Below are 22,695 nucleotides of genomic sequence, written 5' to 3'. Positions count from 1 at the left end.
TCAATTTAGTATTGATCAAAACATGAGTGAAGAGGAAACCTAAAACGTTCCCTCTTCCCAGTTTATTTCAGTCTGGATAATGGATTCAATTCATTCGTCAAGAAGGTACTTCTAGAACGCTGCACACTGGCAATTCTCTCTTCAGCCAAATGATCTGCGGCAGCTTGAGTAGGTATGTTTTTCTCCTTGGAAATTTCAAAGATTTTTTCCAAACTAAGACCGATATTCTCAACTTGTTTATAAGCGCGTTCCTTATTGTAGCCATTTAATTCATCAGCGACGTTAATGACACCACCAGAATTAATGACAAAATCAGGCGCGAAAATGATTCCTTTTTCATGAAGGATTTCCCCATGTCTTTCTTCCTTCAATTGATTGTTGGCAGAACCAGCGATCACTTTCGCTTTTAGTTGCTTAATTGTGTCATCATTAATTGTGGCACCAAGAGCACACGGAGCGAAAATGTCACAGTCCACTTCATAAATTTCATTTGTGCCTACAGCTTTTGCACCAAAGTCTTCTACCGCGCGATTGACAGCTTCTTCATTGATATCCGTAACAATGAGATTCGCGCCTTCTTCATGCAAATATTTACACATGGTATACGCAACACTTCCTACACCTTGAACGGCAACGGTTTTCCCTTCAAGAGAATCCGAACCAAACGCGGCTTTTGCAGATGCTTTAATCCCTAAATAAACACCATATGCGGTCGCAGGTGATGGGCTTCCAGCTGATCCATGTTCAGGGGATTTACCAGTCACATAATCCGTCTCCATATAAATGAAATCCATATCCTCAGTGTTTGTACCGACGTCTACAGAAGTGATATAGCGGCCGGCAAGTCCTTGAATGTAACGGCCGAATGCGCGAAAGAGTTCTGGACTTTTATCTTTTTTCGGATCTCCAATAATGACTGTTTTACCACCGCCTAGATTTAAGCCGGCTGCAGCATTTTTATAAGTCATCCCTCTTGCCAAGCGTAAAGCATCCACCAAAGCTTCTTCTTCTGAATCATAAGTCCACATGCGTGTACCACCTAAAGCAGGTCCAAGTGTTGTATCGTGGATCGCGATAATTCCTTTTAATCCTGAATTTTTATCATGACAAAAAATCACCTGTTCATAATCGTATTCCTCTAAGTATTTAAATAGTTCCATAGTAACTCCTCCTTTAATGTTTTTCTTTATATTGAGAAACTTTTTTTAGCTAAGGATTAGGTCAACCATCCTCGGCTGAATTTAAATGTTTGCCGATGTTATATTTATCCATTTTGTAATATAAATTACGGATAGAGATATTTAACTGTTTTGCTGTTTTGGATTTAATATAATCATTTGCTTCTAAAATTTCTAAAATAAATTGTTTTTCAAAGTCATCCATTGCTTCTTGCAACGTTGCAAATTCTTCTTCGCGTTGATCATGGAGTAAATCCAGTTGATCAAAAGTATGTTTGTGAAGTCTTGGAATGTGATGCTCCTGAATTTCTCGTTCATGTGGATGCATCTTAATGAACGCCTGTGCGAGAATATTTTCTAATTCCCTGACGTTTCCAGGAAAGCTGTAGTTTCGTAATTTATCTAAAGCCGCCTCTGATATATTGTTTATTTTTCTACCATAACTTTCATTTAAATGGTTCATTAAATGCTTCGTTAATGGTTTTAAGTCATCCATTCTTTCCCGTAATGGAGGTAAATGAATCGGTAGTCGATTCAGTCGGTAAAAGAGCGATTCCTTAAAAGATCCGTTAACAATGGCACGTTCCAAGTTAACGCTCGTTGCTGCGATAATTCGAACATCAACAGAAATACGTTCATGACCTCCAAAACGAACAACTTCCTGATCTTCGAGGACCTTTAACAACTTACCTTGCATCGTAAGCGACAATTCTCCTATATCATCCAGAAATACACTTCCATTACTAGCTTCCTCAAATAGTCCCTTTTGCCTTTCAGGTGGACCTAATTCATCGCCAAACAATTCTTTCTGTAACGTATCATCATCTACTACTCCACAGTTCACACGTATGAAATTATCAAATTTACGACGACTTTCATTGTGAATAGCGTGAGCAAGCAACTCTTTCCCTGTACCTGGTTCACCTCTTAACAGAATCGATGTAGGCATTTTGGCGCCAATCTTAGCCTGTTCAAGCGTTAATCGCATATCCTCTGAATTAGCAATGATGTCATCAAATGTGTACTTCGCCTCGAGGTTGCGAATAATTCGCTTTGCCTTTTTTAATTCAGCAGTGAGTGACTCGATTTCTGATAGATCATGAATGACGCCGACACTACCTTTTAACTTCCCGTCAACAATAATCGGGGCTACATTGACAAGAACATCTTTATCATAGGGGCCAACTTTCATCTTTCTTCCCCTGACTGGCTTCCTTGTCCTTAAGACCTCATAATGCACACTTTCGCCCTCTGATATATCAGTTGTTGCTGGCTTCCCGATGATTTCTTCCTCATGAAGTCCGGTTATTTTCGTATAAGCCGGATTGATCATTAATCCAATCCCATTCTCACCCACTACCGAGATCGCTTCCTCACTGGACTGGATGATTGCTTTAAGCATCGTTTGGATTTCTTTTAAATCTGTTACCTTCTCCGCGAGTTCCACGACTTCGGTAATATCTTTGAAAACCGCAAAAGCACCAATCAGTTGATTCGAGTCATCAATCATAGGTATTCTTGTCGTAATCACTTTTTTTCCATTTTCAAGGATTAGTTGTTTATTGATCTCTTTCTCCTTTGTTTGAAGAATGTTGGGCAAAGCAGAGTCAGGGATAATTTCTCTAATTTTCTTTCCAAGCATCTCTGTTTCCTGCTGATTCAAGAAATCAGCAGCGGATTGATTAACGAATGTGATCTTTTCATTTGTATCTACCACAATCATTCCATCGTGAATCGATGACAGCAGGATCTCCCGCATATTCACTTCATTTTCAACTTGGTTCATTAACCCTTCTTTTTCATACAATAGATCCGCAATGACATGTGCAACTGTTCCAGGAATAAGCACGCAGTTTTGGGGTTTCATTTGCCTCAGTTCTTGGAAAACAGTCGCATCCCCTGTGGTTTCAACAATAATATCTATCGTTTCATCGATTGCTTCCATGTAAGATGGGTACGTTGCAATCCCATTTTTTCTTGCTTCGATCATACCTGGTGCATCTGAATTAATGTCTGCAACTTTTTGCACAGATAATAAATCGATATCTGAAAACAGTTGTAAAATTGCAGTTCCACCTTTTCCTGCTCCAACGATTAACACATTTTGCATTATATTCACCTTTATCACTGCAATTTTTTGCATACTTCCATCATATATGAAAACGCTTTAATTTATCAAGTGTTTTATATGTGATTTCTTGATTATTTTGATATAATCAGTAAGGGATTAAGAGAAAAGAGGGTTTGCAATGATTCGTTTAATCGCTTTGATTCTATTATTGATACCTGGCGTCTTAGCAGCTTATGGCATTAAATTACTTCGTGATTCCTTTTTTGGTGAAGTCGCTCCCTTATTCATCAATGTCATGATTCAGTTTTCAGCCGGGATTTTATTCATCATCATAGGGATTGGTTTTATTGGAGGCTTTATTTATCGAAGAGATCAGAAGAAAAATAAAACGAAAGATTCAGGAAAAGATTGTGTGTTAGTCGACAATAAATAAAATCACCGACAAATAAAGCATTTATCAAGACGCTCTATTAAAGTTCGTTGTGTTATGGTGATTCGCTTACGGTGAACGCTTTTACCCAAAGGGCATAAGGGCGACATCTGCGATAAATCGCAGTGTCTTCTTTACCGCGGGCACGGCTTCAGCTAACTTGGTAAGAAAAACACTTCCCAAGTGGATCTTCAGCTCGTGCTGTTCCGACGCCTAGGACGGGCTAGTGTCAACGTTGGCCACAGGACGTACTTCCACAGGATGTGGTGGCTTCCCGCGTTGCACACAGGACGTGTGCGGTTTTAGCGGAAGTTCCTTTATTTCTTGACCCGCAGAAGTCGCCACCTTCGCTCTTCACCATTCAACAACTATGCACAATCTCTTTATTATCAACACCAAACTTTAACAGAGCCTATCAAAAAGAAATAATGAAGTACCTGTGATTAATAAAGAAAAAGCTGAGTAGCCGAATTTCTCGACTGCTCAGCTTTTTTACATTTATTTTTCTTTTTCATGTAAAATATTTCCCGCTAATGCGTAAAGGATAATTGTTGAAGCCAAATGGGATGAAAAATCATTTGGATCCTGGATAGGATAAATCTCTACTAAATCCATACCAATAATTCCTTTTTTAGCAAAAGCATGTACTAATTCAACTAATTCAAAAGAAGTTAGACCATTTCCATCAACCGGACCTCCTGGATTAAAAGCGAAATCCAATACATCACTGCAAATAGAAAGGTAAACCGCTTCTGTTCCTTCGCTGGCAATTTCGTATGCTTTATCCGCCATTGCCTGAATGTCATTCACATAACGGATTTCTCTTGATGTAATCGTTGTTGCACCAGCTTCAGCTGCAAACTTTCCTGTTTCCGGTTTGTTTCTTGGTCCGTGAATACCCATATGAACAATACTTTCACTACGGACATTTTCATCTTCATACAACCGTTTGAATGGAGTAGAACGAGCGTACATTTCCCCTTGGTAATCATTCATGTTGTCATAGTGTGCATCTAAATGAATAATTCCTACTTTGCCATCGATTTTCTTCCCCAATGCACTGACAATCGGAAAAGTGATTCCATGGTCTCCACCAAAAGCTACCGGAAACTTACCAGTATCCCATACTTTGCCGGCAAAAGATTCAATTCGATTCATTGTATCAGGAACATCATGAGGAACAATATCAACGTCACCTAGGTCGCCTAATTGGTAATGGGATAGTACATCAATGCCACCTAGTTCAGGAAGGTAGCCACTATAACGTGCGGAATTCAAACGAATGGATTTTGGACCGAGTTCTGCTCCTGTGTAGTCTCCCCAAGTAACGGCGCCCTCCCAGGGTACACCATAGATCAATACGTCTCGATCATTTACTTCGTTGGTTCCAATTTGAACTTTTTTACCCCCTAAAAAACAAGGGGTATTGCCGTAAATATAATCTGTCACGAAAATCCCATCCTCTTCTGTCATATTCAAGAAAAGGTTTGGAGTGGACTCCAAACCTTTTTTTGTCGCTCTATGTCTATTTTATATGGATTAAAGATTATTGACAACCTTATCGTATTCTTCTGTAATCTCTTTCGAAGGGGCTTTACCGATGACACTGACTAATATAATGGTTAAACTACCGAACAGGAATCCTGGTACCATTTCATAAATTTCATATCCAGTTAACGACCATGTCATAACGGTTAAACCACCGACAATCATACCGGCTAGAACACCGTTTCGAGTCGTTTTTCTCCAGAATAGGGAGAATAATATCGGTGGTCCAAAAGTAGCACCAAAGCCAGCCCATGCGTAAGAAACAAGATCAAGTACAGAACTGCTCTCATTCCATGCTAGAATAACTGCGATGACTGCAATGAGCAATACGGAAATCCGACCGACCCATACCAATTCTTTTTCTGACGCAGCTCTTCTGAAAAACCTACGATAAAAATCTTCAGTTAATGCACTAGATGAAACCAATAGCTGTGAATCGACTGTACTCATAATAGCAGCCAATACAGCCGCTAGTAAAAACCCAGCGATCCATGGATTATATGTCATTTGGACCAATACAATAAATACTTGTTCAGGGTCAGCCAACGGTTCCGAAATCGAAACAATCCCAATCATTCCAACTAATAAAGATGAATAAAGCGGAATGACGACACCCATGATCATCGCAATAAGTCTGGATTTTCGGATTTCCTTGTGGCTACGAATAGCCATAAAACGAACCAAAATATGCGGTTGGCCGAAATAACCAAGTCCCCAGGCTAAAGCGGAAATAATGCCGACTATACCGATTGCTCCTGCAGACTCCCATATCACACCAGTTCCTTGGTCATATGCTGTTCCGGCAAAAGCGTCCGTTAAACTTTCTCGAACATCACCCATACTCTCAAATAGAGCACCGAAGCCACCGATTTCATATACGCCGACAACAGCTGTTATCGCTAAAGCGATGAACATTAAGAGCGCTTGAATAAAGTCTGTGAAGCTGACAGCTAAAAATCCTCCGAGGAAGGTATATGCAACAATGACAACAGCACCGATCAATAATGCATTATGATAATCAAAATCAAATGTTCCTTCGAACAACTTTGCGCCGGCAACAAGACCTGATGCAGTATAGAAAAGGAAAAAGGCTAAAATAAATAAGGCCGAGATGAGACGCAATAAATTCGAACGATCCCTAAAACGGTTTTCAAAAAACTCAGGTAATGTGATTGAATCTTTGGAGAACTGTGTATATACGCGTAACCTTTTAGCAACGAATCTCCAGTTAAACATTGCTCCAATTGCAAGACCAACAGCAAGCCATAAACTCCACTGGCCAAAACCTGCGGCGTATGCGGCACCTGGAAGTCCTAATAAAAGCCACCCGCTAAAGTCACTGGCCGATGCGGAAAAAGCCGTTACCCAACTTCCTAAACGGCGCCCACCTAAAATATAATCGGACATCGTATTTGTCATTCGATACGTCGTTATACCAATGGCAAGAAGGACGATCAAATACAGAAGGAACGTAATATACGTTGGATTCACTCTGAATCATCCTCCTTCGGTGCATCGGTAAAGTAAGAGACTACTGCCCAAACAGCTAATAATGGTAATGGAACTAGAAACCAAAACCAAGTCCAGCTGGTTAGAGTAAGTATTTCCATAATCAAGTCCCCTTCCAATTTTATTTTGTTACTATTATATTAAAGTTTTCAGATAATTAAGTCAACTTGATGGTGAGTGCTCAAAAAATTCCCGATATAGGGATTGTACTGTTTGCTGAAGTTTATCAGATTCAATGCCGAACATCATGGATACTTCTGAGGAACCTTGATTAATCATTTCAATATTCGTTGTCGCTTCCGCAATTGCTTTTGTAGCCTTCGCTGCAACATTGATGCGTTGGCTCATCCCCTCACCAACCAACATGATCATCGCTAAGTTATGTTGGATGGATATCGTATCAACATGTAATTCTTCTTGGATTCGTTTTAGAACCTTTTCTTCTTTTTCTTGTGTCAGTTGATGTGTTCGCACGATCACGGACATGTCGTCAATTCCAGATGGGGCATGCTCAAAAGAAATGTTTTCATCAACTAAGATCTTTAGCAATCTCAGTCCGAAACCCAACTCTCTGTTCATTAAGTATTTTCGTACATAAATACTGGAAAAGCCCTCATCACTGGCAATACCCACAACAGGCTTAGAAAAATCTTCTTTTTCCGCTTTGATCATTGTTCCTGGACAATCGGGTTGATGAGTGTTTTTGACAACAACGGGAATTTTCTTTTTAAAAGCAGGAATCAACGCTTCATCATGAAAAACAGAAAAACCCGAATAAGACAACTCCCGCATCTCTTTGTATGTCAGCATCGTTATCTCTTTCGGCTCTTGAACGAGCTTTGGATTCACACAATATACAGAGCTCACATCTGTAAAGTTTTCATACAGATCAGCTTCGACCCCTGCAGCAATAATTGACCCAGTAATGTCTGAACCTCCACGTGGAAAGGTCCTTAATTCTCCTGTCTTTGTGTATCCAAAAAATCCAGGAATCACAACAACACCTCGTTGGTTCCGAAGTTCATATAATTTTTCATAAGCTTCATCCAAAATGGTTGCATTTCCGTAATCATCACTGACGATGATTCCAGCTTCTTTTGGGTTTTTATATGTAGATTCTATTCCCAATTTCGTCAGATAATCACTAAAAATCTGGGCTAGTGTATCCTCACCAAAAGATTTTAACTCATCAATCAATTGTTCATGACTCTTTTTCAGCGAAAATAATTCCACAATCTTTTTTTCAAGCTCATCCGGTATCTCGTTCGATAATGATAAATCTTGAGTAATCTCTCGAAAACGGTCTATTACTTGTGTTAATGTCTCTTGATAGTCAGCACCTGCTGTAAATTGATTAAGCAATTCGATAAATAAATCTGTAACTTTATGATCGCCATCAAAGCGTTTCCCAGGAGCAGAAACGACGACGAATTTACGTTCTTCGTCTGCTTGAACAATATCTGCTACTTTTTTCAACATTTCTGCATTTGCTACTGAGCTTCCGCCAAATTTTGATACTTTCATGTGAACACCTTCATTTCTGCACTGAATTAAAGATGTTCTATTTTAACATGAAACATCGATTATTAACATATCAGGATTTTCCAAATTAAAGATTGATTTAAATAAAAAAAGCGACCCGAAAGGCCGCTTTTGAATGCGTTAACTAACTTTATGTTCCAATCGTAATTTATCTGCAATCATTGCAATAAACTCACTGTTTGTCGGTTTCGCTTTAGAAACGCTCACGGTATAACCGAAGATTGCTGACAATGAATCAATATTACCACGATTCCAAGCTACCTCAATGGCATGGCGTATCGCACGCTCAACACGTGAAGCTGTTGTATTGAATTTCTTTGCGATATCCGGATAAAGAACTTTCGTAATTGAACCGAGCAACTCAATATCATGATAAACCATCGAGATTGCTTCTCGTAAATACATATATCCTTTAATATGTGCTGGAACGCCAACTTCATGTATGATGGATGTAATGTTGGAATCTAAATCAATTTTCTTCGGTTGCACTACCCCAACACTATGCGTTTTCGTCGGAGACATGGATTGACCACCAGCCGCTTGAATAATCTGCTGTTTCAATTGCTCCATGTCAAAAGGCTTCATCATGTAGTATGTAGCCCCTAGATCAACAGCTTTTTTCGTGACTGATTCATGACCAAAAGCGGTTAACATGATGACTTTAGGTAAAGCTTCGACATCTAACTGATGCATATTTTCTAATACGGCTAACCCATCGATATGTGGCATAATAATATCTAGAACCAATACATCTGGAACGGTTTCTTCCAACATATTTAAACATTCTTTCCCATTATAAGCTGTTCCAACGACATCCATTCCTTCTTCTGTTAAATACTTTTCCAACATATGTACTAAATCTTTGTTGTCATCTGCAATTGCTACGTTAATTTTTTCCATAATTACCCTCCAACTTTGTAAATTCCATTTCCTTCTACGTTATAACTTCTCTAAATAACCCAAATCTCCTCTTTTTTCTTTAAATTTTTTTAAATATTTTATAAAACAAGTGTTTTTCTTATGATTACTTAATTTTTCGTTGAGTTTCTACAAAATATGATAAAATTTGTCGAAAATATTATGTAAATTAACCAGTCGGGATACCGACTGGTTAATGGTTAGCTTGCTAAGGCTGTTTGTTTATTTGCTATTTGTAGACCTGCTTCATTTAACATCCATTCCACATGTACACCATATCCGCTTTTTGAATCATTTAAAAACACATGAGTAACTGCTCCAACCAGCTTTCCATCTTGAATAATCGGACTTCCGCTCATTCCTTGGACAATGCCACCTGTTTCTTTAAGCAACCGTTCATCGGTAACTTTAATGATCATTCCTTTTGTTGCTGCTTTTTTTGAAGGTTTTGAACTGACAATCTCCACATCAAAGCTTTCCACTTCATCGCCTTCAACGACTGTATATATTTTAGCTTTACCTTTTTTGACTTCATCCGATGAGGCTACAGGGATCGGCTCTTTTTCGGAAAACAATTCTGCTCCTTTAGTAACTTTGCCAAAAATGCCGTAATCACTGTTCTTTTGAATCGTGCCTAAGCTTTTATCTTTCATTGAAAAGCGTGCTTTTTTCTCACCAGGGACACCATTTTCTCCTTTATTTATTGATGTAACCTGTGATTGAACGATTTTACCATTATAAATATCCATTGGTTTTTTTGAATGCTGATCGGTTATCCTATGACCAAGTGCACCGTATTTCTGGAATGTTGGATCATAAAAAGTCATTGTTCCAATACCTGCAGTTGCATCTTTAATGAATAAACCTAACTTCAGTTCATCATCAATTTCGTACGGCTTCAAGTTAACAGGGAAGATATTTTCTTTCCTTTTGATCATTAACTCGACCGTGTCAGATTTCTTGGTCATCCGTTCTAATAATGAAGTGAATTCGCTCATGTTTTCAATTTTAGCTTGGTTTACACGGATAATAATGTCACCAACTTGTAGACCTGATTGCTTAGCAGGGGAAACTTTTCCATCTGCTGTCTCGATTTCACTGAAACCTGCAACGACTACGCCAGCAGTGTGTAATTGTACGCCTACTGATTGGCCACCAGGTATGACGTGAGTTACGGTTGGTTGGTCTTCCGCTAAAACAATGGTGTCGGATGCGAATGGAGTGATGAACGAAACAAGGAGAATCATTAAAAGGGTGACGCGGGAACGAATCATATATTCAACTCCTCATTTCATGGTGTTTTCATCTTCTGATGTTTCACCATTAATTTGAGCTAAATCGATGGTTTTTAAACGACTTAATACCATGCAATGAAGTTTAACTTTTCCTTTTATGAGTGAAATTATGACGTATAGATCGCATTTTTTATGAAGATTTTGATTTAAGAAAGGTTTGGATAATAAAAAAAGCTATCCGATTACCAGATAGCATGAAAATAATTATTATGCATTTTTCAACTGAATCGATTGTTCAATCAGTTCTTTGGCATGTTGTTTAGTTGATTCTGTCATTGTTTCTCCAGAAATCATCCGACCGATCTCTTCTATCGCCTGTTCATCGGTCAATAAATTGACTGTTGTTCGTGTCGATTCACCATTTTTTTGAATTTTTTCAATACGGTAATGTTGATCAGCCATTGCCGCTACTTGCGGTAAATGGGAAATACAGAGTACTTGAGAACCTTTAGAAATATCAACGATTTTTTGAGCGATCGCTTGTGCGACCCGGCCACTGACTCCTGTATCGACTTCATCGAAAATTACGCTCGTAATCCCTTGGTGCTTAGAAAAGATTCGTTTTAGCGCAAGCATAATTCTTGAGATTTCACCGCCTGAAGCCACTTTGTGGAGAGGCTTTAAGGGTTCTCCTGGATTTGTGCTAATTTTGAATTGCACTTGATCAAAACCTTCATGAGTCAATCTGATTGATTTATCTTTCCAATTCACATCACCTGAAGGTTGCGTGAAGTCAACTTCAAAAACCGCTTTTTCTAAATATAAGTCCTTCAATTCCTGTTGAATTTCTTTCGTTAAGTCAACGCTGATCTTTTTCCGTAGTGTATGCAGCTGTTCTGCTTCAATTAAGGCATCCTTAGTCAGTTCATCAATCTGCTTTTCGTAAGACTGTAGATGAGTTTCGCGATGTTGAAGTTGCTCAAGTTCTTCTTCCATTTTAGCCATATGAGACATGAGCCCTTCCAAATCTTTATTGTACTTTCTCTTCAGTCGATTTAATTCAAATAATCTGGATTCAATCTCATTTAGCCGATCAGGATGAAATTCCATCTGATCTAATTCATGCCGGATATCAAAGCTTAATTCCTCTAAAGCAAAATAATGTGACTTCATTTGTTCTGAAATCTTTTGTAATTGGTCATCTACATCTTCAATTTGTTCGAGTGCATTCATCGCATTGGATAAGAAATCAAGTCCTCTGTTTTCACCATAAAGGGAGCCATAAGCTGTTTGAAGTCCATCAAAAATCCGCTCATAATTCGCTAACTGATTTCGTTCTTTTTCCAATTGTACGTCTTCATTCGGTTCCAGTTGAGCTTCTTGAAGTTCACTCAATTGAAAAGTCAGTAAGTCTAGACGTTCGTTCGTTTTATGTTCGCTTTCAGAAAGCTCTTTCATTCGTTCTTTAGCTTTCTTCAGTTCATTAAAAATCATTAAATAATCATTTTTAGAAGAGGTTATTTTTTTTGCATCAAATTGATCCATCAACTCAATATGCTGTTCAGGATTCATTAATGATTGTGTTTCATGTTGGCTATGTATATCAATTAGCTTACTTCCAACTTCTTTCAGGATTGCTAAAGTCACCAATTTATGATTTACCCGACATATACTTTTTCCTTTAGCCGTTATGTATCGTTCTAAAATGATATTTCCTTCTTCATCAATCGGTAAATGAAAATGCGAAAGTACATCATATACTTCATGTTTTTCATCATCAATAAAGAAGAGTCCTTCAATCCTTGCTTGGTCTTGATTGTGACGTACAAATTCAACTGAAGCCCGTGCACCTGCCAACAATTGAATTGCATCAATAATAATGGATTTACCAGCCCCTGTTTCCCCTGTAAGCACGGTTAATCCATCTTTAAAATCTAATGTTATTTCATCAATGATTGCAAAATCTTTGATTGAAAGTTGACCAAGCATTGTGTCACCTCAATTAATAAATCATTTCCATAAATCGTTCATATACTGCCGCACGACTTTCTTCCGATCGACAAATAATTAAGCAAGTATCGTCTCCACAAATAGTTCCCATCATATTTTCCCAATCCAATTGATCGATTAAAGCACCAACCGATTGAGCATTACCAGGCAATGTTTTTAAAACAATAAAACAGTTGGCCTGATCGATTGTCACTAAATTGTCCATTAAAGACCGGGAGAGCTTTTCACGAGGATTTCCAGTTGGTTTAATCGGTAAGCTGTATTTATACGTTCCTTTTTCCGTCGGCACTTTGACCAATTGGAGTTCTTTAATATCACGTGAGATTGTCGCTTGCGTTACATTATAACCTTGTTCATTGAACTGGCGAACGAGTTCATCTTGCGTCTCGATCTCATTCTTTGTAATAATCTCACGCATTTTAATTAACCGTTGCGTCTTTTTCACTTGTCATTCCTCACTATTCCTAAAGGTTACGACATTTTCACCATTGCAAGTACACAGACTTTAACCAAGGTTCTTATAAAGATTGATGAGCTGATGAAATGACCTCATTAATTTTATCACTGATGAGATCTATTTCTCCTTCTGTCGACCACTTTGCGTGAATCAAATATTCGATGTTCCCATCACCACCCGTAATAGGTGAATAACTTAATGCTATGGCTTGAAAGCCCTCAGAAACGATAAAGTCTGTTAGCTCACGGATGACTTTTTCATGCGTCTTTGGATTGCGGACAATCCCTTTTTTCCCGACTTCTTCTTTTCCTGCTTCAAACTGAGGTTTAATTAAAGCTATAATATCAGTATCATCTTGTACAAGCTTTTTTATCGTGGGGAAAATTAATCGCAGAGATATAAATGAAACATCCGTTACAACAAAATTCGGATTACCGTATTTTAGATCTTCAGGTGTGACATAGCGAAAATTCATTCGCTCCATGACATGCACACGTTCATCACTTCTCATTTTCCAGTCAAGCTGGTTATATCCTACATCGATGGCATAAACTTCCTTGGCACCAAAAGATAAGGCGCAATCCGTAAAACCACCTGTAGAAGAACCAATATCCATCACTAACTTATTAGCAATATTGACATTAAATTCTTTTAACGCTTTTTCTAACTTCAAGCCACCTCGACTTACATAAGGTACTGCTTTTCCTTTAACGGTAATTTTTGTATTTGGATCGATCTTAACACCCGGCTTGTCCAATAGCTCGTTTTCCGAGTGAACAAGACCGGCCATTATAGATCGTTTTGCTTTTTCTCTTGTTTCAAAATAACCTTTTTCGACTAAAAGGACATCTAATCGAACTCTTTTCATACGTTAAGCTCTTTTCTTTTGTAATGGTACAATTCGTTTAATCTTCTTCTTAACATTTTCTACAGTTAAACCTGTTTCTTCAAGTAGCTCACCGACACTACCGTGTTCAACAAAATAATCTGGAAGTCCCATTCGATAAACATATGGGAATAAATAGTCTTCTTGTTCAATAAATTCAAGAACAGCGCTTCCGAAACCACCTTGTAAGGCATGCTCTTCTATCGTTAAAATCGGTATATTTTCTTTCACGATTTGTTTAATCATATTCTCATCCAACGGTTTAATAAAGCGCGCGTTAACTACGCGAACAGATAAACCTTCTTCGCTTAACTGATCAGCAGCTTTCAACGCCACATCAAGCATTGTTCCAAATGCAAGGATGACACCATCTTGTCCATTTTTAAGAACTTCCCAAGAACCGATTGGAACCTTTTCAAATGGAACGTCTTTTGGCGCCTCTTTTGCATTCCCACGAGGATACCGAATTGCCATTGGACCATCTGTTTGGTTCAATGCTGTATAAACCATATTCTGTGCCTCAGTCGCATCCTTCGGCATCATAATTCTCATATTTGGCAAATGCCGCAAGAAGGAAATGTCGAAAACACCTTGATGTGTTTCTCCGTCTGCTCCCACAAGACCAGCCCGGTCAATACCAAAGGTCACAGGTAAGTTTTGTCTGGCGATATCATGAACCACTTGGTCAAATCCTCGTTGCAAAAACGTCGAATAAATCGATAAGAATGGTTTCATTCCAACAGCTGCCAGTCCACCAGATACTGTTGTTGCATGCTGTTCAGCAATTCCGACATCAAATAAACGATCTGGAAATTCTTTCTTGAAATCTTCTAACTTTGATCCGACTGTCATTGCTGGAGTAATAGCGACTACTTCTTCATCGTCTTTTGCGATTTTCATCAAGGAATCGCTGATCACCTTACTCCAAGCAGGGCCTGAACTGCTTTTTTTCAATGATTCACCTGAATCGATTTTATAGGGTCCAACACCATGCCATGTACCGATCGTATCCGATTCCGCTGGACGATAACCTTTACCTTTTTTCGTGATCACATGGAGGATTATTGGTCCTTCCGTTTTCTTCGCGTAACGAATTGAACGGAATAAATCTTCATAACTATGTCCATCAATTGGACCATAGTAAGTGAATCCAAGCTCTTCAAAGAACATCCCCGGAACAACGAAATACTTCATACTGTCTTTCATTCGCTCGGCTGTTGATGCTAGTCGGCCTCCGATTGCAGGAACTTTTTTCAAAAGATATTCCATTTCGTCTTTTACATAATTGTATCTTTGTCCACTCCGAAGTCGGCCCAACACATTGTGCAGAGCGCCTACGTTAGGGGCAATAGACATTTCGTTATCATTTAAAATGACAATCATATTTTTCTTCTCATGTCCGATATGATTTAATGCCTCAAGTGCCATTCCACCGGTCAACGCACCATCACCGATAATCGGAACAACAGCATGGTCTTCGCCACGAATGTCTCTCGCAATTGCCATTCCCATTGCTGCCGACAAAGAGGTGGAACTGTGACCAGTTTCCCAAATATCGTGGTCACTTTCCGAACGCTTAGGAAACCCGCAAAGTCCTTTATACTGTCTTAGTGTATTGAATCCTTCCATACGTCCCGTCAACATTTTATGGACGTATGCCTGGTGTCCAACATCCCAAATAAATTTATCCTTTGGGCTGTCAAAAGCATGATGCAGAGCAATCGTCAATTCGACAACGCCTAAATTGGGACCTAAGTGGCCACCTGTCTTAGAAAGCTCCTCAATTAGAAAATGACGAACTTCTTTACTTAGTTTTTTTAACTCATCGATCGAGCATTGCTTGATATCAGATGGAGTCTTAATATCTTTAAGATCCATAATCCGGATCCCTCACCTTATGTTTTTATTTCTTTTCGCTTCTTTTTCTTTAAATCGGGTAAAATTTTAATATGCAACTTTTTATCGAAAAAAGCAAACATTTTCCCTACAACTAATATAATTTCTGTTGAGCGGTGAATGGCATATGTCTTCGCTATTGCTTTTCCACCAACCGTCAACGCGGCTACAAAGCTTGTTAGTGTGATATTTAATATGAATTGTAGGTTGGTTAGATCATTTGATTGAAATACGGCCGCCAATTGAATGACGACTAAAGTTGATGCTGCACCACTAATGATCCCTGAAATATCCCCGATTACATCGTTACAAAATGTAGCAAATCGATCTGCATTTCTCACGATGACAATCGCTTCTCGTGCACCTGTCACTTTTTCAGAAGCCATCGAATGAAATGGCTTTTCATTTGCAGCTGCAGCAGCTACTCCCATCATATCAAAGAATACACCAATCAATACAATAAATAAAACAATAAGTAAGCCTAAATACCAGCTTGTACCTTCTAACGAAGCATTTGATATAACTGAAAAAATGGCCGCTAACACAGCAGTGATAACGGCAATTCCAATACTAAATTTAATTGAACGTTTTAACAAACTTTTTTTCATAAGTACCCTCATCTAAGCGCATACTAACCAAATAACGCATATGTATCGAGGGAATGGACACTTAAATGGTAAAAATTGTGGCTTAGGTCCAGTAGGTTTTCCCAAGTCACTACCATGTGTTGCCACATTGGCGGTTTCCCTTTAAAGCAACCTTAGCCGCGTCACCGCCAGCTAGACTGGATTACCACTTAGTCCACACCATAATCCCATTTAAGTGCATGTTACGACAGTCTAGGAGATTTCCTCAACAACCTTTGACCATTTCCTAGCCTCTTTTGCAGTAATTATTTCATGCAATTGTGCTCACACGCTGTAACGACGGCCAATCGTTTCACCATGTTAAATTGCAATCCCCTAACTACCACTCAAGGCAGGCTACGCTGCCGATAGAGTTCCCCCCTATCCAGCAGGTTCATACCCCACTTCATATCTCGATAAGCGCAATCATCGAAACACAATAGTGGGCCTCCGCGGAAGCAGGGTCTACGCCCACATGCCTTTGTGGATCGCCCTACAACCTTAACTCCCAGCATTGACCCCAGGCTGGGCGCCTCAAGCCAACACAAGGAACTTCATCGATGTGCCCTTTGGCGGATTTTTAGGCCCGCCTTCAGAAATGGAGGGTCGACTAGAATACTGTTCCACTCCCTAATTAATTTTATTTTATCACAGAAGTTATGTTCATACAATTTATTGAACCTAATTTGAACGGTTGCCAAACACATCAATAAGCTGTAGAAGATATGGTTGATCAACATTAGAAGCTATATAGGCTTCCTTTGCTTTTTCCATATATTGGCTTTTTCGTTTTTTTGCCTCTTGTAAGCCGAGTAGTTTCGGATAGGTGCTCTTGTTTTTAGCTACATCACTACCGATTGGCTTTCCTAGTTGTGTGGCATCGCCTTCAACATCCAATAGATCATCTTGAACTTGAAATATTAAACCTAAATAGTACCCAAAAGATTGCAATGATTCAATTTGTGGTGGTGTGGCCCCACCTAAATAGGCACCAACTTTAATCGCCGCTTGAATCAATGCTCCTGTTTTCTTATTATGAATGGTGGATAATTCATACTCATCAATTTCTTCGTTTTCAGCTTTTAAATCCAAATATTGTCCACCGATCATGCCGTCAATGCCGCTTGCTTGGCTCAATTGTTGAATGACATATATTTTTTCCTCGGCTTCCAGGTTCGGTGAAGAGGAAATCAATTGAAAGGCATACGTCAGTAGACCATCTCCAACTAATATTGCGGTGGCTTCATCAAATTCTCGGTGCAAGGTAGGTTGCCCCCGACGTAAATCGTCATCATCCATCGCCGGTAAATCATCATGAATTAAAGAGTAGGTATGAATGAATTCCAAAGCAAGAGCTGGATGTGTTACTTTATCTATTGAATTCGAAAAGCCTTCATACGTCGACATCATTAGTATTGGGCGTAATCGCTTTCCTCCTGCTTTTATTGCATAGTCGAACGCTTTTTTCAAATGACCTGGTGCTTGAAGATCTCCAACCAATTCAATTAACTTGCTATCAATGAATTTTTGTTTATCCAAAATGAAACGATCAATTTTCACCTGGTTCTTCCTCCATTGTATAATCTTCCGTTGCACCATTATCTTTCATGATTTGCGTCATTTCTTTTTCGACAGAAGTTAATTTTTGATTGCAGATTTTTGAAAGTTCCATACCTTTTTTATACAGCTCAATCGCTTTTTCCAATGGTACGTCACCCTCTTCCAATGCACGCACGATTTCTTCCAATTGTTCCATCGCCTGCTCAAAGTTCAGTTCCTCGTTGGCCGTCTTTGTTTCTTCAGACATCCGAATCATTCCTTTCGATTAATTGTTCCACTTTACAATCCATCATTCCATCCGATAAAGATACACGAACTTGGTCGCCGACGTTTACTTTTTCAGTTGTCTTTATAAGCTCTCCGGAAGATTGGTAAACGATCCCGTAGCCTCTTTTCATCGTTTCCAACGGACTTAAGATTGTCAGTTTTTCTAATTGATTAAAGAACTTAGTCGCTTTATGATCGAAAAGATTCGATGCAGACTTCACGATTGATTGCGATAAATAATGTAGCTCGCTCTTCTTTTCCGCAACAAGGTGACGAGGTGAATGGCTGATCATCTGTTCTTTCCGACGTTCAAATTGTTGCTCTTTTCGATCTAGAAGTATCCGCATATTCCGATCTAATCCGGCGACGAGTCGATCAAAATCCTGTTCTTTCTGTTGTGTTAGTTGAACCGGATACTTAAAAGCGTAGGTGTTTTCCAATGATCTGAGTTGCTCTTTTTTTCGTTTGATTTCTGCGTTCAAGTGATAATTCAAACGGTTTTCCAGATGGGTTAATTGATTATGTAATTCAAGCATGGATGGTACAGCGAGTTCTGCTGCAGCTGTCGGTGTAGGTGCTCGTAAATCTGAGACAAAATCGCTTATCGTAAAGTCCGTTTCATGACCAACAGCTGAGATGATCGGAATCGATGATTTTGCGATCGCGCGTGCAACTTGCTCCTCATTGAAAGCCCAAAGCTCTTCAATAGAGCCTCCACCTCTACCAATAATCAACACATCAAATGACTCATCATTCGCTTTTTCAATTGCTTTTACAATCGATGGAGCGGCATCTCGTCCTTGGACATTGACGGGAAGTAATGTTCGTTTGATAAACGGAAAGCGTCGTTCGATTGTTGTTAAAATATCACGAATAGCTGCCCCTGTAGGCGAAGTGATAATGCCGATATGCTTTGGAAAGGAAGGTATTTGTTTTTTGCGTTCTTCTTGGAATAAACCTTCTTGCGTTAGTTTTTTCTTTAATTCTTCATACGCTAAATAAAGTGAACCAATCCCATCAGGTTCCATCGCTTGTACATAAAGCTGGTACTGTCCCTGTGGTTCATAGAGATTCACTTCGCCCTTAACCAAAACTTTCATGCCATTCTCAGGTCGAAATTTCATAAACTTATTTTGAAATGAAAACATGACGGCAGAAATTCTTGAGTTTTGGTCTTTTAATGTAAAATACATATGACCACGTGAGTGGTGGTTGAAATTGGAGATCTCTGCTTGTAGCCATACATTCCTTAAATGTTTGTCTGTTTCAAGCTTTCTCTTTAAATATTTTGTTAAGGCAGTAACCGTCAAATATCGTTTATCCATTTCTCTCCACCTTTTGACGCCAATAATTTTTAGTCTTGACTTATTTGTGTCTTTGCTGAAAGAACCGTATTATACAAAAGCATTGTGATCGTCATCGGTCCGACACCTTTAGGAACAGGTGTTATAAAATCCGCTTTTTCTTTTACTTCTTCAAAAGCAACATCTCCAACCACCTTGCCTGATTCCAAATAAGTGTTTCCAACATCAACAATGACTGCTCCTTTTTTGATCATATCTTCGGTGATGGTATGTGCTTGACCAACCGCAACGATCAAAAGGTCAGCTTGCTTTGTGATTTCTTTCAAGTTTTTCGTTTTTGAATGACAGAAAGTAACAGTTGCATCTTTATTTAATAATATTTGCCCAATCGGCTTTCCGACAATATTGCTTCGTCCGACAATGACTGCATGTTTACCTGCTACTTCCACTCCATAATAAGTAAGCATTTTTTCAATGCCTAGTGGAGTACAGGGAATAAACCCTGGTTGATTATTTGATAATCGACCTACATTAATGGGATGGAATCCATCTACGTCTTTTTCTGGCTTGATCGTTTCTAAGATTTTACGCTCGTCAATTTGTGGTGGAAGAGGAAGCTGGACCAGTATTCCATGGATACTTTCATCTTCATTGAATTCATTAATTTTTTTGATGAGTGTTTCTTCTTGTAGATCATCGGTGAATTCAACTATTTTCGAGTAGATCCCGATTTTTTCTGCTGCATTTCGCTTTATTCGCACATACGTTTTCGAAGCGTAATCATCGCCAACAATAATTACAGCCAAGCCTGGTTGTATATTTTTTTTCGCCAAGTCTTCTACTTCATTCTTTAAGTCGGAACGCATTTTGTTGGCTAACTCAGTTCCGTACATAATTTTGGTCATTGTGCGTTCCCCCTTATTTTGTAGTGAATTTTGATAAAATACCGTTAATGAATTTTCCGGATTGCTCTTCATTAAAACGTTTCGCTATATCAACAGCTTCATTGATTGAAACCTTAACAGGCACATCATCTATATACAAAATTTCATACACAGCAATTCGAAGTACTGTTTTTTCCACTGTGCCTATACGATTAAAAGACCATTTTTCTAATTTTTCACTGATTGCCGCGTCGATTTTCTGTCGATATTTAAAGACCCCTTCGATCAGTTCATGAGCGTATGCATCCACTTCTTCCTCAATTGCTCGGAATAAATCCTCATAATTCACTGTTTCGTTGATATCCAATTGATACAATGCTTGAAATGCTTTTTCTCTTGCGTGTTTTCTTGAAATCATATATAAACTCCTTAACTAACCACTTTTCACTTATTATTATATACATAATATCCTTCGTTAGTTTACCATGAAACATGAGAAATAAAAAAGAATATATTGAACAAGTTCATCTAGCAGCAGATGACAATAAAAAAGCCTAACAACAGAAAGAACTCTTTCCATTGTTAGACTTTTTACTTTTACGCTTTTTCTTCAGACTTATCTTCAATCTGAATACCGACAACGTGAACATTGATTTCTAGAATCTCTAATGCAGTCATATTTCGTAATGTTGTCCGGATATTATCTTGTATTTTTTGTGCGACAGTTGGAACAGATATCCCATAATCAAGAACGGTGAAGATATCAATTTTGATCCCTTCATTCTTCAATTCCACTTTAACGCCTTTTCCGTGTCTTTTCTTACCTAATTTTTCTGAAACATTCGATGCGATATTTCCACGCATATTCGCAACGCCACTGACGTCATTTGCAGCAATTCCTGCAATGACTTCAATTACTTCCGGTGCGATTTCTACACGTCCTAACGATTCGTCATCACTGACATTCAACAGTTGTTTATCATCCATTAATGCTCACCTCTTTCTACTCTCCATCTTCTTCCATTACTTTATAATTTTCAAGGAATTTCGTATTGAAATCACCTGAAACGAATACAGAGTGATTCATCATACGTTGATGAAAAGGAATTGTTGAGTGAATACCTTCAATCATGAATTCATCTAAAGCACGCTTCATTTTATCAATAGCTTCTTGTCTTGTGGCACCATGTGTAATTAATTTCGCAATCATGGAATCATAATAAGGCGGTATCATCCAACCGGAATAAGCAGCAGAATCCACGCGAACCCCAAAACCTCCTGGTGGCAGATACATTTCAATTCTTCCTGCAGAAGGCATGAAGTTTTTATATGGATCTTCGGCATTAATCCGACATTCAATTGACCAACCTTCGAATTGAATATCCTCTTGCTTGACCGATAATTCTTCACCACTGGATACACGAATCATTTCCTTAATTAAATCAATTCCAGTAACCATTTCTGTGACAGGATGCTCTACTTGAATCCGTGTATTCATTTCCATGAAATAATATGTTTGGTCTTCCAAGTCGTAAATAAACTCAACTGTTCCTGCGCCGATATAGTCAACTGCTTGAGCTGCACGTACTGCTGCCTGTCCCATATCGGCTCTTGTTTTTTCATTAATTGCTGGAGAAGGAGTTTCTTCAATCAACTTCTGCAATCGTCTTTGAACCGTACAATCCCTCTCTCCTAAGTGCACAGCATTCCCATGACCATCTGCCATGATTTGAATTTCGACGTGACGGAAATTTTCAATGTATTTTTCTAAATAAACACCCGGATTTCCGAAAGCTGTTTCTGCTTCATTTTGGGTAAGTCGAATCCCTTTTATCAATTCTTCTTCATTTTTAGCGACTCGGATCCCTTTTCCGCCACCGCCAGCTGTCGCTTTAATGATGACAGGATAACCGATTTCATTAGCTACTTTTTTACCCTCTTCCACATCAGCGATAATACCTTCTGATCCAGGTACAATTGGGACGCCGGCGTCTTGCATCGTTTCTCGCGCAACATCTTTTGTCCCCATCTTAGAAATCGCTTCAGCACTCGGACCGATAAAGATGACGTTACATTCCTCACACATCTCTGCGAAATCAGCATTTTCAGCTAAGAAACCATATCCAGGATGAATGGCATCACAATTCGTTAACTTCGCAACACTCATAATATTTGTCTTGTTCAAATAACTGTCTTTACTAGAGGTTGGTCCGATACAATAAGCTTCATCTGCCAGTTGAACATGCAATGACTCTTTATCGGCTTCAGAATATACAGCAACACTCTCAATGCCCATTTCTTTACAAGCTCGTATAATTCGCACGGCAATTTCACCGCGGTTGGCAACTAGAATTCGTTCAATCACGGACAATCC

At 38.9% G+C, this 22,695-nt stretch carries 21 protein-coding genes; 1 reads left to right on the top strand and 20 read right to left on the bottom strand.

The annotated features are described in order from the left end of the window. Positions 1-62 precede the first annotated feature (62 nt). Both FPQ10_RS00450 and FPQ10_RS00445 read right to left on the bottom strand, forming a co-directional pair. Complete coding sequence (locus tag FPQ10_RS00450; RefSeq protein WP_144158589.1) at positions 63-1,160, bottom strand: Glu/Leu/Phe/Val family dehydrogenase; 1,098 nt, start codon at positions 1,158-1,160, stop codon at positions 63-65. Between the two features lie 61 nt (positions 1,161-1,221). Continuing rightward, on the bottom strand, positions 1,222-3,288 hold the full coding sequence (locus FPQ10_RS00445; RefSeq protein ID WP_144158586.1) for a sigma 54-interacting transcriptional regulator: 2,067 nt from the start codon (positions 3,286-3,288) through the stop codon (positions 1,222-1,224). A gap of 139 nt (positions 3,289-3,427) precedes the next feature. Here FPQ10_RS00445 and FPQ10_RS00440 point away from each other — a divergent pair, with 139 nt between their 5' ends. Then, entirely contained in the window at positions 3,428-3,682 is a 255-nt protein-coding gene (locus tag FPQ10_RS00440; RefSeq protein WP_144158583.1) for a DUF2627 family protein, read from the top strand. A gap of 495 nt (positions 3,683-4,177) precedes the next feature. Here the strand turns inward: FPQ10_RS00440 and FPQ10_RS00435 are convergent, their stop codons facing one another. The 18 genes from FPQ10_RS00435 to accC all read right to left on the bottom strand — a co-directional run bounded on the left by FPQ10_RS00435 (position 4,178) and on the right by accC (position 22,686). Continuing rightward, positions 4,178-5,128: an agmatinase family protein gene (locus FPQ10_RS00435; RefSeq protein WP_370512012.1), complete on the bottom strand. Its 951-nt coding sequence runs from the start codon at positions 5,126-5,128 to the stop codon at positions 4,178-4,180. Between the two features lie 90 nt (positions 5,129-5,218). Beyond that, positions 5,219-6,718 (bottom strand): sodium/proline symporter PutP, encoded by a 1,500-nt coding sequence (gene putP, locus FPQ10_RS00430; protein ID WP_144158580.1) that lies wholly within the window; start codon positions 6,716-6,718, stop codon positions 5,219-5,221. Continuing rightward, entirely contained in the window at positions 6,715-6,837 is a 123-nt protein-coding gene (locus FPQ10_RS13250) for a hypothetical protein (protein WP_255439595.1), read from the bottom strand. Before FPQ10_RS13250 ends, putP begins: the two co-directional genes overlap by 4 nt. A gap of 61 nt (positions 6,838-6,898) precedes the next feature. Then, a complete protein-coding gene (locus FPQ10_RS00425; protein WP_144158577.1) occupies positions 6,899-8,260 on the bottom strand; it encodes an aspartate kinase in 1,362 nt (453 codons plus the stop codon). Between the two features lie 138 nt (positions 8,261-8,398). Further along, positions 8,399-9,178: a sporulation transcription factor Spo0A gene (gene spo0A, locus FPQ10_RS00420; protein ID WP_144158574.1), complete on the bottom strand. Its 780-nt coding sequence runs from the start codon at positions 9,176-9,178 to the stop codon at positions 8,399-8,401. Positions 9,179-9,396: 218 nt separating this feature from the next. After that, positions 9,397-10,470, bottom strand: coding sequence for a SpoIVB peptidase (gene spoIVB / locus FPQ10_RS00415; RefSeq protein WP_144158567.1), 1,074 nt, complete (start codon positions 10,468-10,470; stop codon positions 9,397-9,399). A gap of 228 nt (positions 10,471-10,698) precedes the next feature. Beyond that, positions 10,699-12,420, bottom strand: a complete 1,722-nt coding sequence (gene recN / locus FPQ10_RS00410) for a DNA repair protein RecN (RefSeq protein WP_144158564.1) — start codon at positions 12,418-12,420, stop codon at positions 10,699-10,701. 13 nt (positions 12,421-12,433) lie between these two features. Beyond that, positions 12,434-12,886 carry a transcriptional regulator AhrC/ArgR gene (gene ahrC, locus FPQ10_RS00405; protein ID WP_144158561.1) on the bottom strand — a complete coding sequence of 151 codons (453 nt, stop codon included), beginning with the start codon at positions 12,884-12,886 and terminating at the stop codon, positions 12,434-12,436. A 73-nt stretch (positions 12,887-12,959) separates the two neighbouring features. Beyond that, the gene (locus FPQ10_RS00400) at positions 12,960-13,766 is read right to left on the bottom strand and encodes a TlyA family RNA methyltransferase (protein WP_144158556.1); all 807 of its coding nucleotides are present in this window, start codon (positions 13,764-13,766) and stop codon (positions 12,960-12,962) included. 3 nt (positions 13,767-13,769) lie between these two features. Further along, complete coding sequence (dxs, locus tag FPQ10_RS00395) at positions 13,770-15,662, bottom strand: 1-deoxy-D-xylulose-5-phosphate synthase (protein WP_144158553.1); 1,893 nt, start codon at positions 15,660-15,662, stop codon at positions 13,770-13,772. Between the two features lie 17 nt (positions 15,663-15,679). Further along, positions 15,680-16,288, bottom strand: coding sequence for a CNNM metal transporter family protein (locus tag FPQ10_RS00390; protein ID WP_144158550.1), 609 nt, complete (start codon positions 16,286-16,288; stop codon positions 15,680-15,682). A 699-nt stretch (positions 16,289-16,987) separates the two neighbouring features. Continuing rightward, positions 16,988-17,866 carry a polyprenyl synthetase family protein gene (locus FPQ10_RS00385; RefSeq protein ID WP_255439594.1) on the bottom strand — a complete coding sequence of 293 codons (879 nt, stop codon included), beginning with the start codon at positions 17,864-17,866 and terminating at the stop codon, positions 16,988-16,990. Beyond that, positions 17,856-18,113: an exodeoxyribonuclease VII small subunit gene (gene xseB / locus FPQ10_RS00380; protein WP_144158544.1), complete on the bottom strand. Its 258-nt coding sequence runs from the start codon at positions 18,111-18,113 to the stop codon at positions 17,856-17,858. Before xseB ends, FPQ10_RS00385 begins: the two co-directional genes overlap by 11 nt. Next, entirely contained in the window at positions 18,106-19,458 is a 1,353-nt protein-coding gene (xseA, locus tag FPQ10_RS00375; RefSeq protein ID WP_144158541.1) for an exodeoxyribonuclease VII large subunit, read from the bottom strand. Before xseA ends, xseB begins: the two co-directional genes overlap by 8 nt. A 29-nt stretch (positions 19,459-19,487) precedes the next feature. Then, positions 19,488-20,342, bottom strand: a complete 855-nt coding sequence (locus tag FPQ10_RS00370) for a bifunctional 5,10-methylenetetrahydrofolate dehydrogenase/5,10-methenyltetrahydrofolate cyclohydrolase (RefSeq protein WP_144158538.1) — start codon at positions 20,340-20,342, stop codon at positions 19,488-19,490. A 13-nt stretch (positions 20,343-20,355) separates the two neighbouring features. Continuing rightward, positions 20,356-20,736 (bottom strand): transcription antitermination factor NusB, encoded by a 381-nt coding sequence (gene nusB, locus FPQ10_RS00365; RefSeq protein ID WP_144160108.1) that lies wholly within the window; start codon positions 20,734-20,736, stop codon positions 20,356-20,358. 182 nt (positions 20,737-20,918) lie between these two features. Then, complete coding sequence (locus FPQ10_RS00360; protein ID WP_144158535.1) at positions 20,919-21,308, bottom strand: Asp23/Gls24 family envelope stress response protein; 390 nt, start codon at positions 21,306-21,308, stop codon at positions 20,919-20,921. Positions 21,309-21,324: 16 nt separating this feature from the next. Beyond that, positions 21,325-22,686: an acetyl-CoA carboxylase biotin carboxylase subunit gene (gene accC, locus FPQ10_RS00355; protein WP_144158532.1), complete on the bottom strand. Its 1,362-nt coding sequence runs from the start codon at positions 22,684-22,686 to the stop codon at positions 21,325-21,327. Positions 22,687-22,695: the final 9 nt, after the last annotated feature.

This window comes from Allobacillus sp. SKP2-8, assembly GCF_007559355.1.
Lineage (GTDB): Bacteria > Bacillota > Bacilli > Bacillales > Alkalibacillaceae > Allobacillus > Allobacillus halotolerans.
The sequence above is the reverse complement of the archived record's forward strand: the minus strand, read 5'-3'. Positions and strand labels throughout refer to the sequence as shown.

What these genes read in the sequence shown, in the direction of transcription:
- FPQ10_RS00450 (WP_144158589.1), bottom strand. Translation starts at nt 1,160, where the DNA reads ATGGAACTATTTAAATACTTAGAGGAATACGATTATGAACAGGTGATT.
- FPQ10_RS00445 (WP_144158586.1), bottom strand. Translation starts at nt 3,288, where the DNA reads ATGCAAAATGTGTTAATCGTTGGAGCAGGAAAAGGTGGAACTGCAATT.
- FPQ10_RS00440 (WP_144158583.1), top strand. Translation starts at nt 3,428, where the DNA reads ATGATTCGTTTAATCGCTTTGATTCTATTATTGATACCTGGCGTCTTA.
- FPQ10_RS13250 (WP_255439595.1), bottom strand. Translation starts at nt 6,837, where the DNA reads ATGGAAATACTTACTCTAACCAGCTGGACTTGGTTTTGGTTTCTAGTT.
- FPQ10_RS00425 (WP_144158577.1), bottom strand. Translation starts at nt 8,260, where the DNA reads ATGAAAGTATCAAAATTTGGCGGAAGCTCAGTAGCAAATGCAGAAATG.
- spo0A (WP_144158574.1), bottom strand. Translation starts at nt 9,178, where the DNA reads ATGGAAAAAATTAACGTAGCAATTGCAGATGACAACAAAGATTTAGTA.
- spoIVB (WP_144158567.1), bottom strand. Translation starts at nt 10,470, where the DNA reads ATGATTCGTTCCCGCGTCACCCTTTTAATGATTCTCCTTGTTTCGTTC.
- recN (WP_144158564.1), bottom strand. Translation starts at nt 12,420, where the DNA reads ATGCTTGGTCAACTTTCAATCAAAGATTTTGCAATCATTGATGAAATA.
- FPQ10_RS00400 (WP_144158556.1), bottom strand. Translation starts at nt 13,766, where the DNA reads ATGAAAAGAGTTCGATTAGATGTCCTTTTAGTCGAAAAAGGTTATTTT.
- dxs (WP_144158553.1), bottom strand. Translation starts at nt 15,662, where the DNA reads ATGGATCTTAAAGATATTAAGACTCCATCTGATATCAAGCAATGCTCG.
- FPQ10_RS00390 (WP_144158550.1), bottom strand. Translation starts at nt 16,288, where the DNA reads ATGAAAAAAAGTTTGTTAAAACGTTCAATTAAATTTAGTATTGGAATT.
- xseB (WP_144158544.1), bottom strand. Translation starts at nt 18,113, where the DNA reads ATGTCTGAAGAAACAAAGACGGCCAACGAGGAACTGAACTTTGAGCAG.
- xseA (WP_144158541.1), bottom strand. Translation starts at nt 19,458, where the DNA reads ATGGATAAACGATATTTGACGGTTACTGCCTTAACAAAATATTTAAAG.
- FPQ10_RS00370 (WP_144158538.1), bottom strand. Translation starts at nt 20,342, where the DNA reads ATGACCAAAATTATGTACGGAACTGAGTTAGCCAACAAAATGCGTTCC.
- FPQ10_RS00360 (WP_144158535.1), bottom strand. Translation starts at nt 21,308, where the DNA reads ATGGATGATAAACAACTGTTGAATGTCAGTGATGACGAATCGTTAGGA.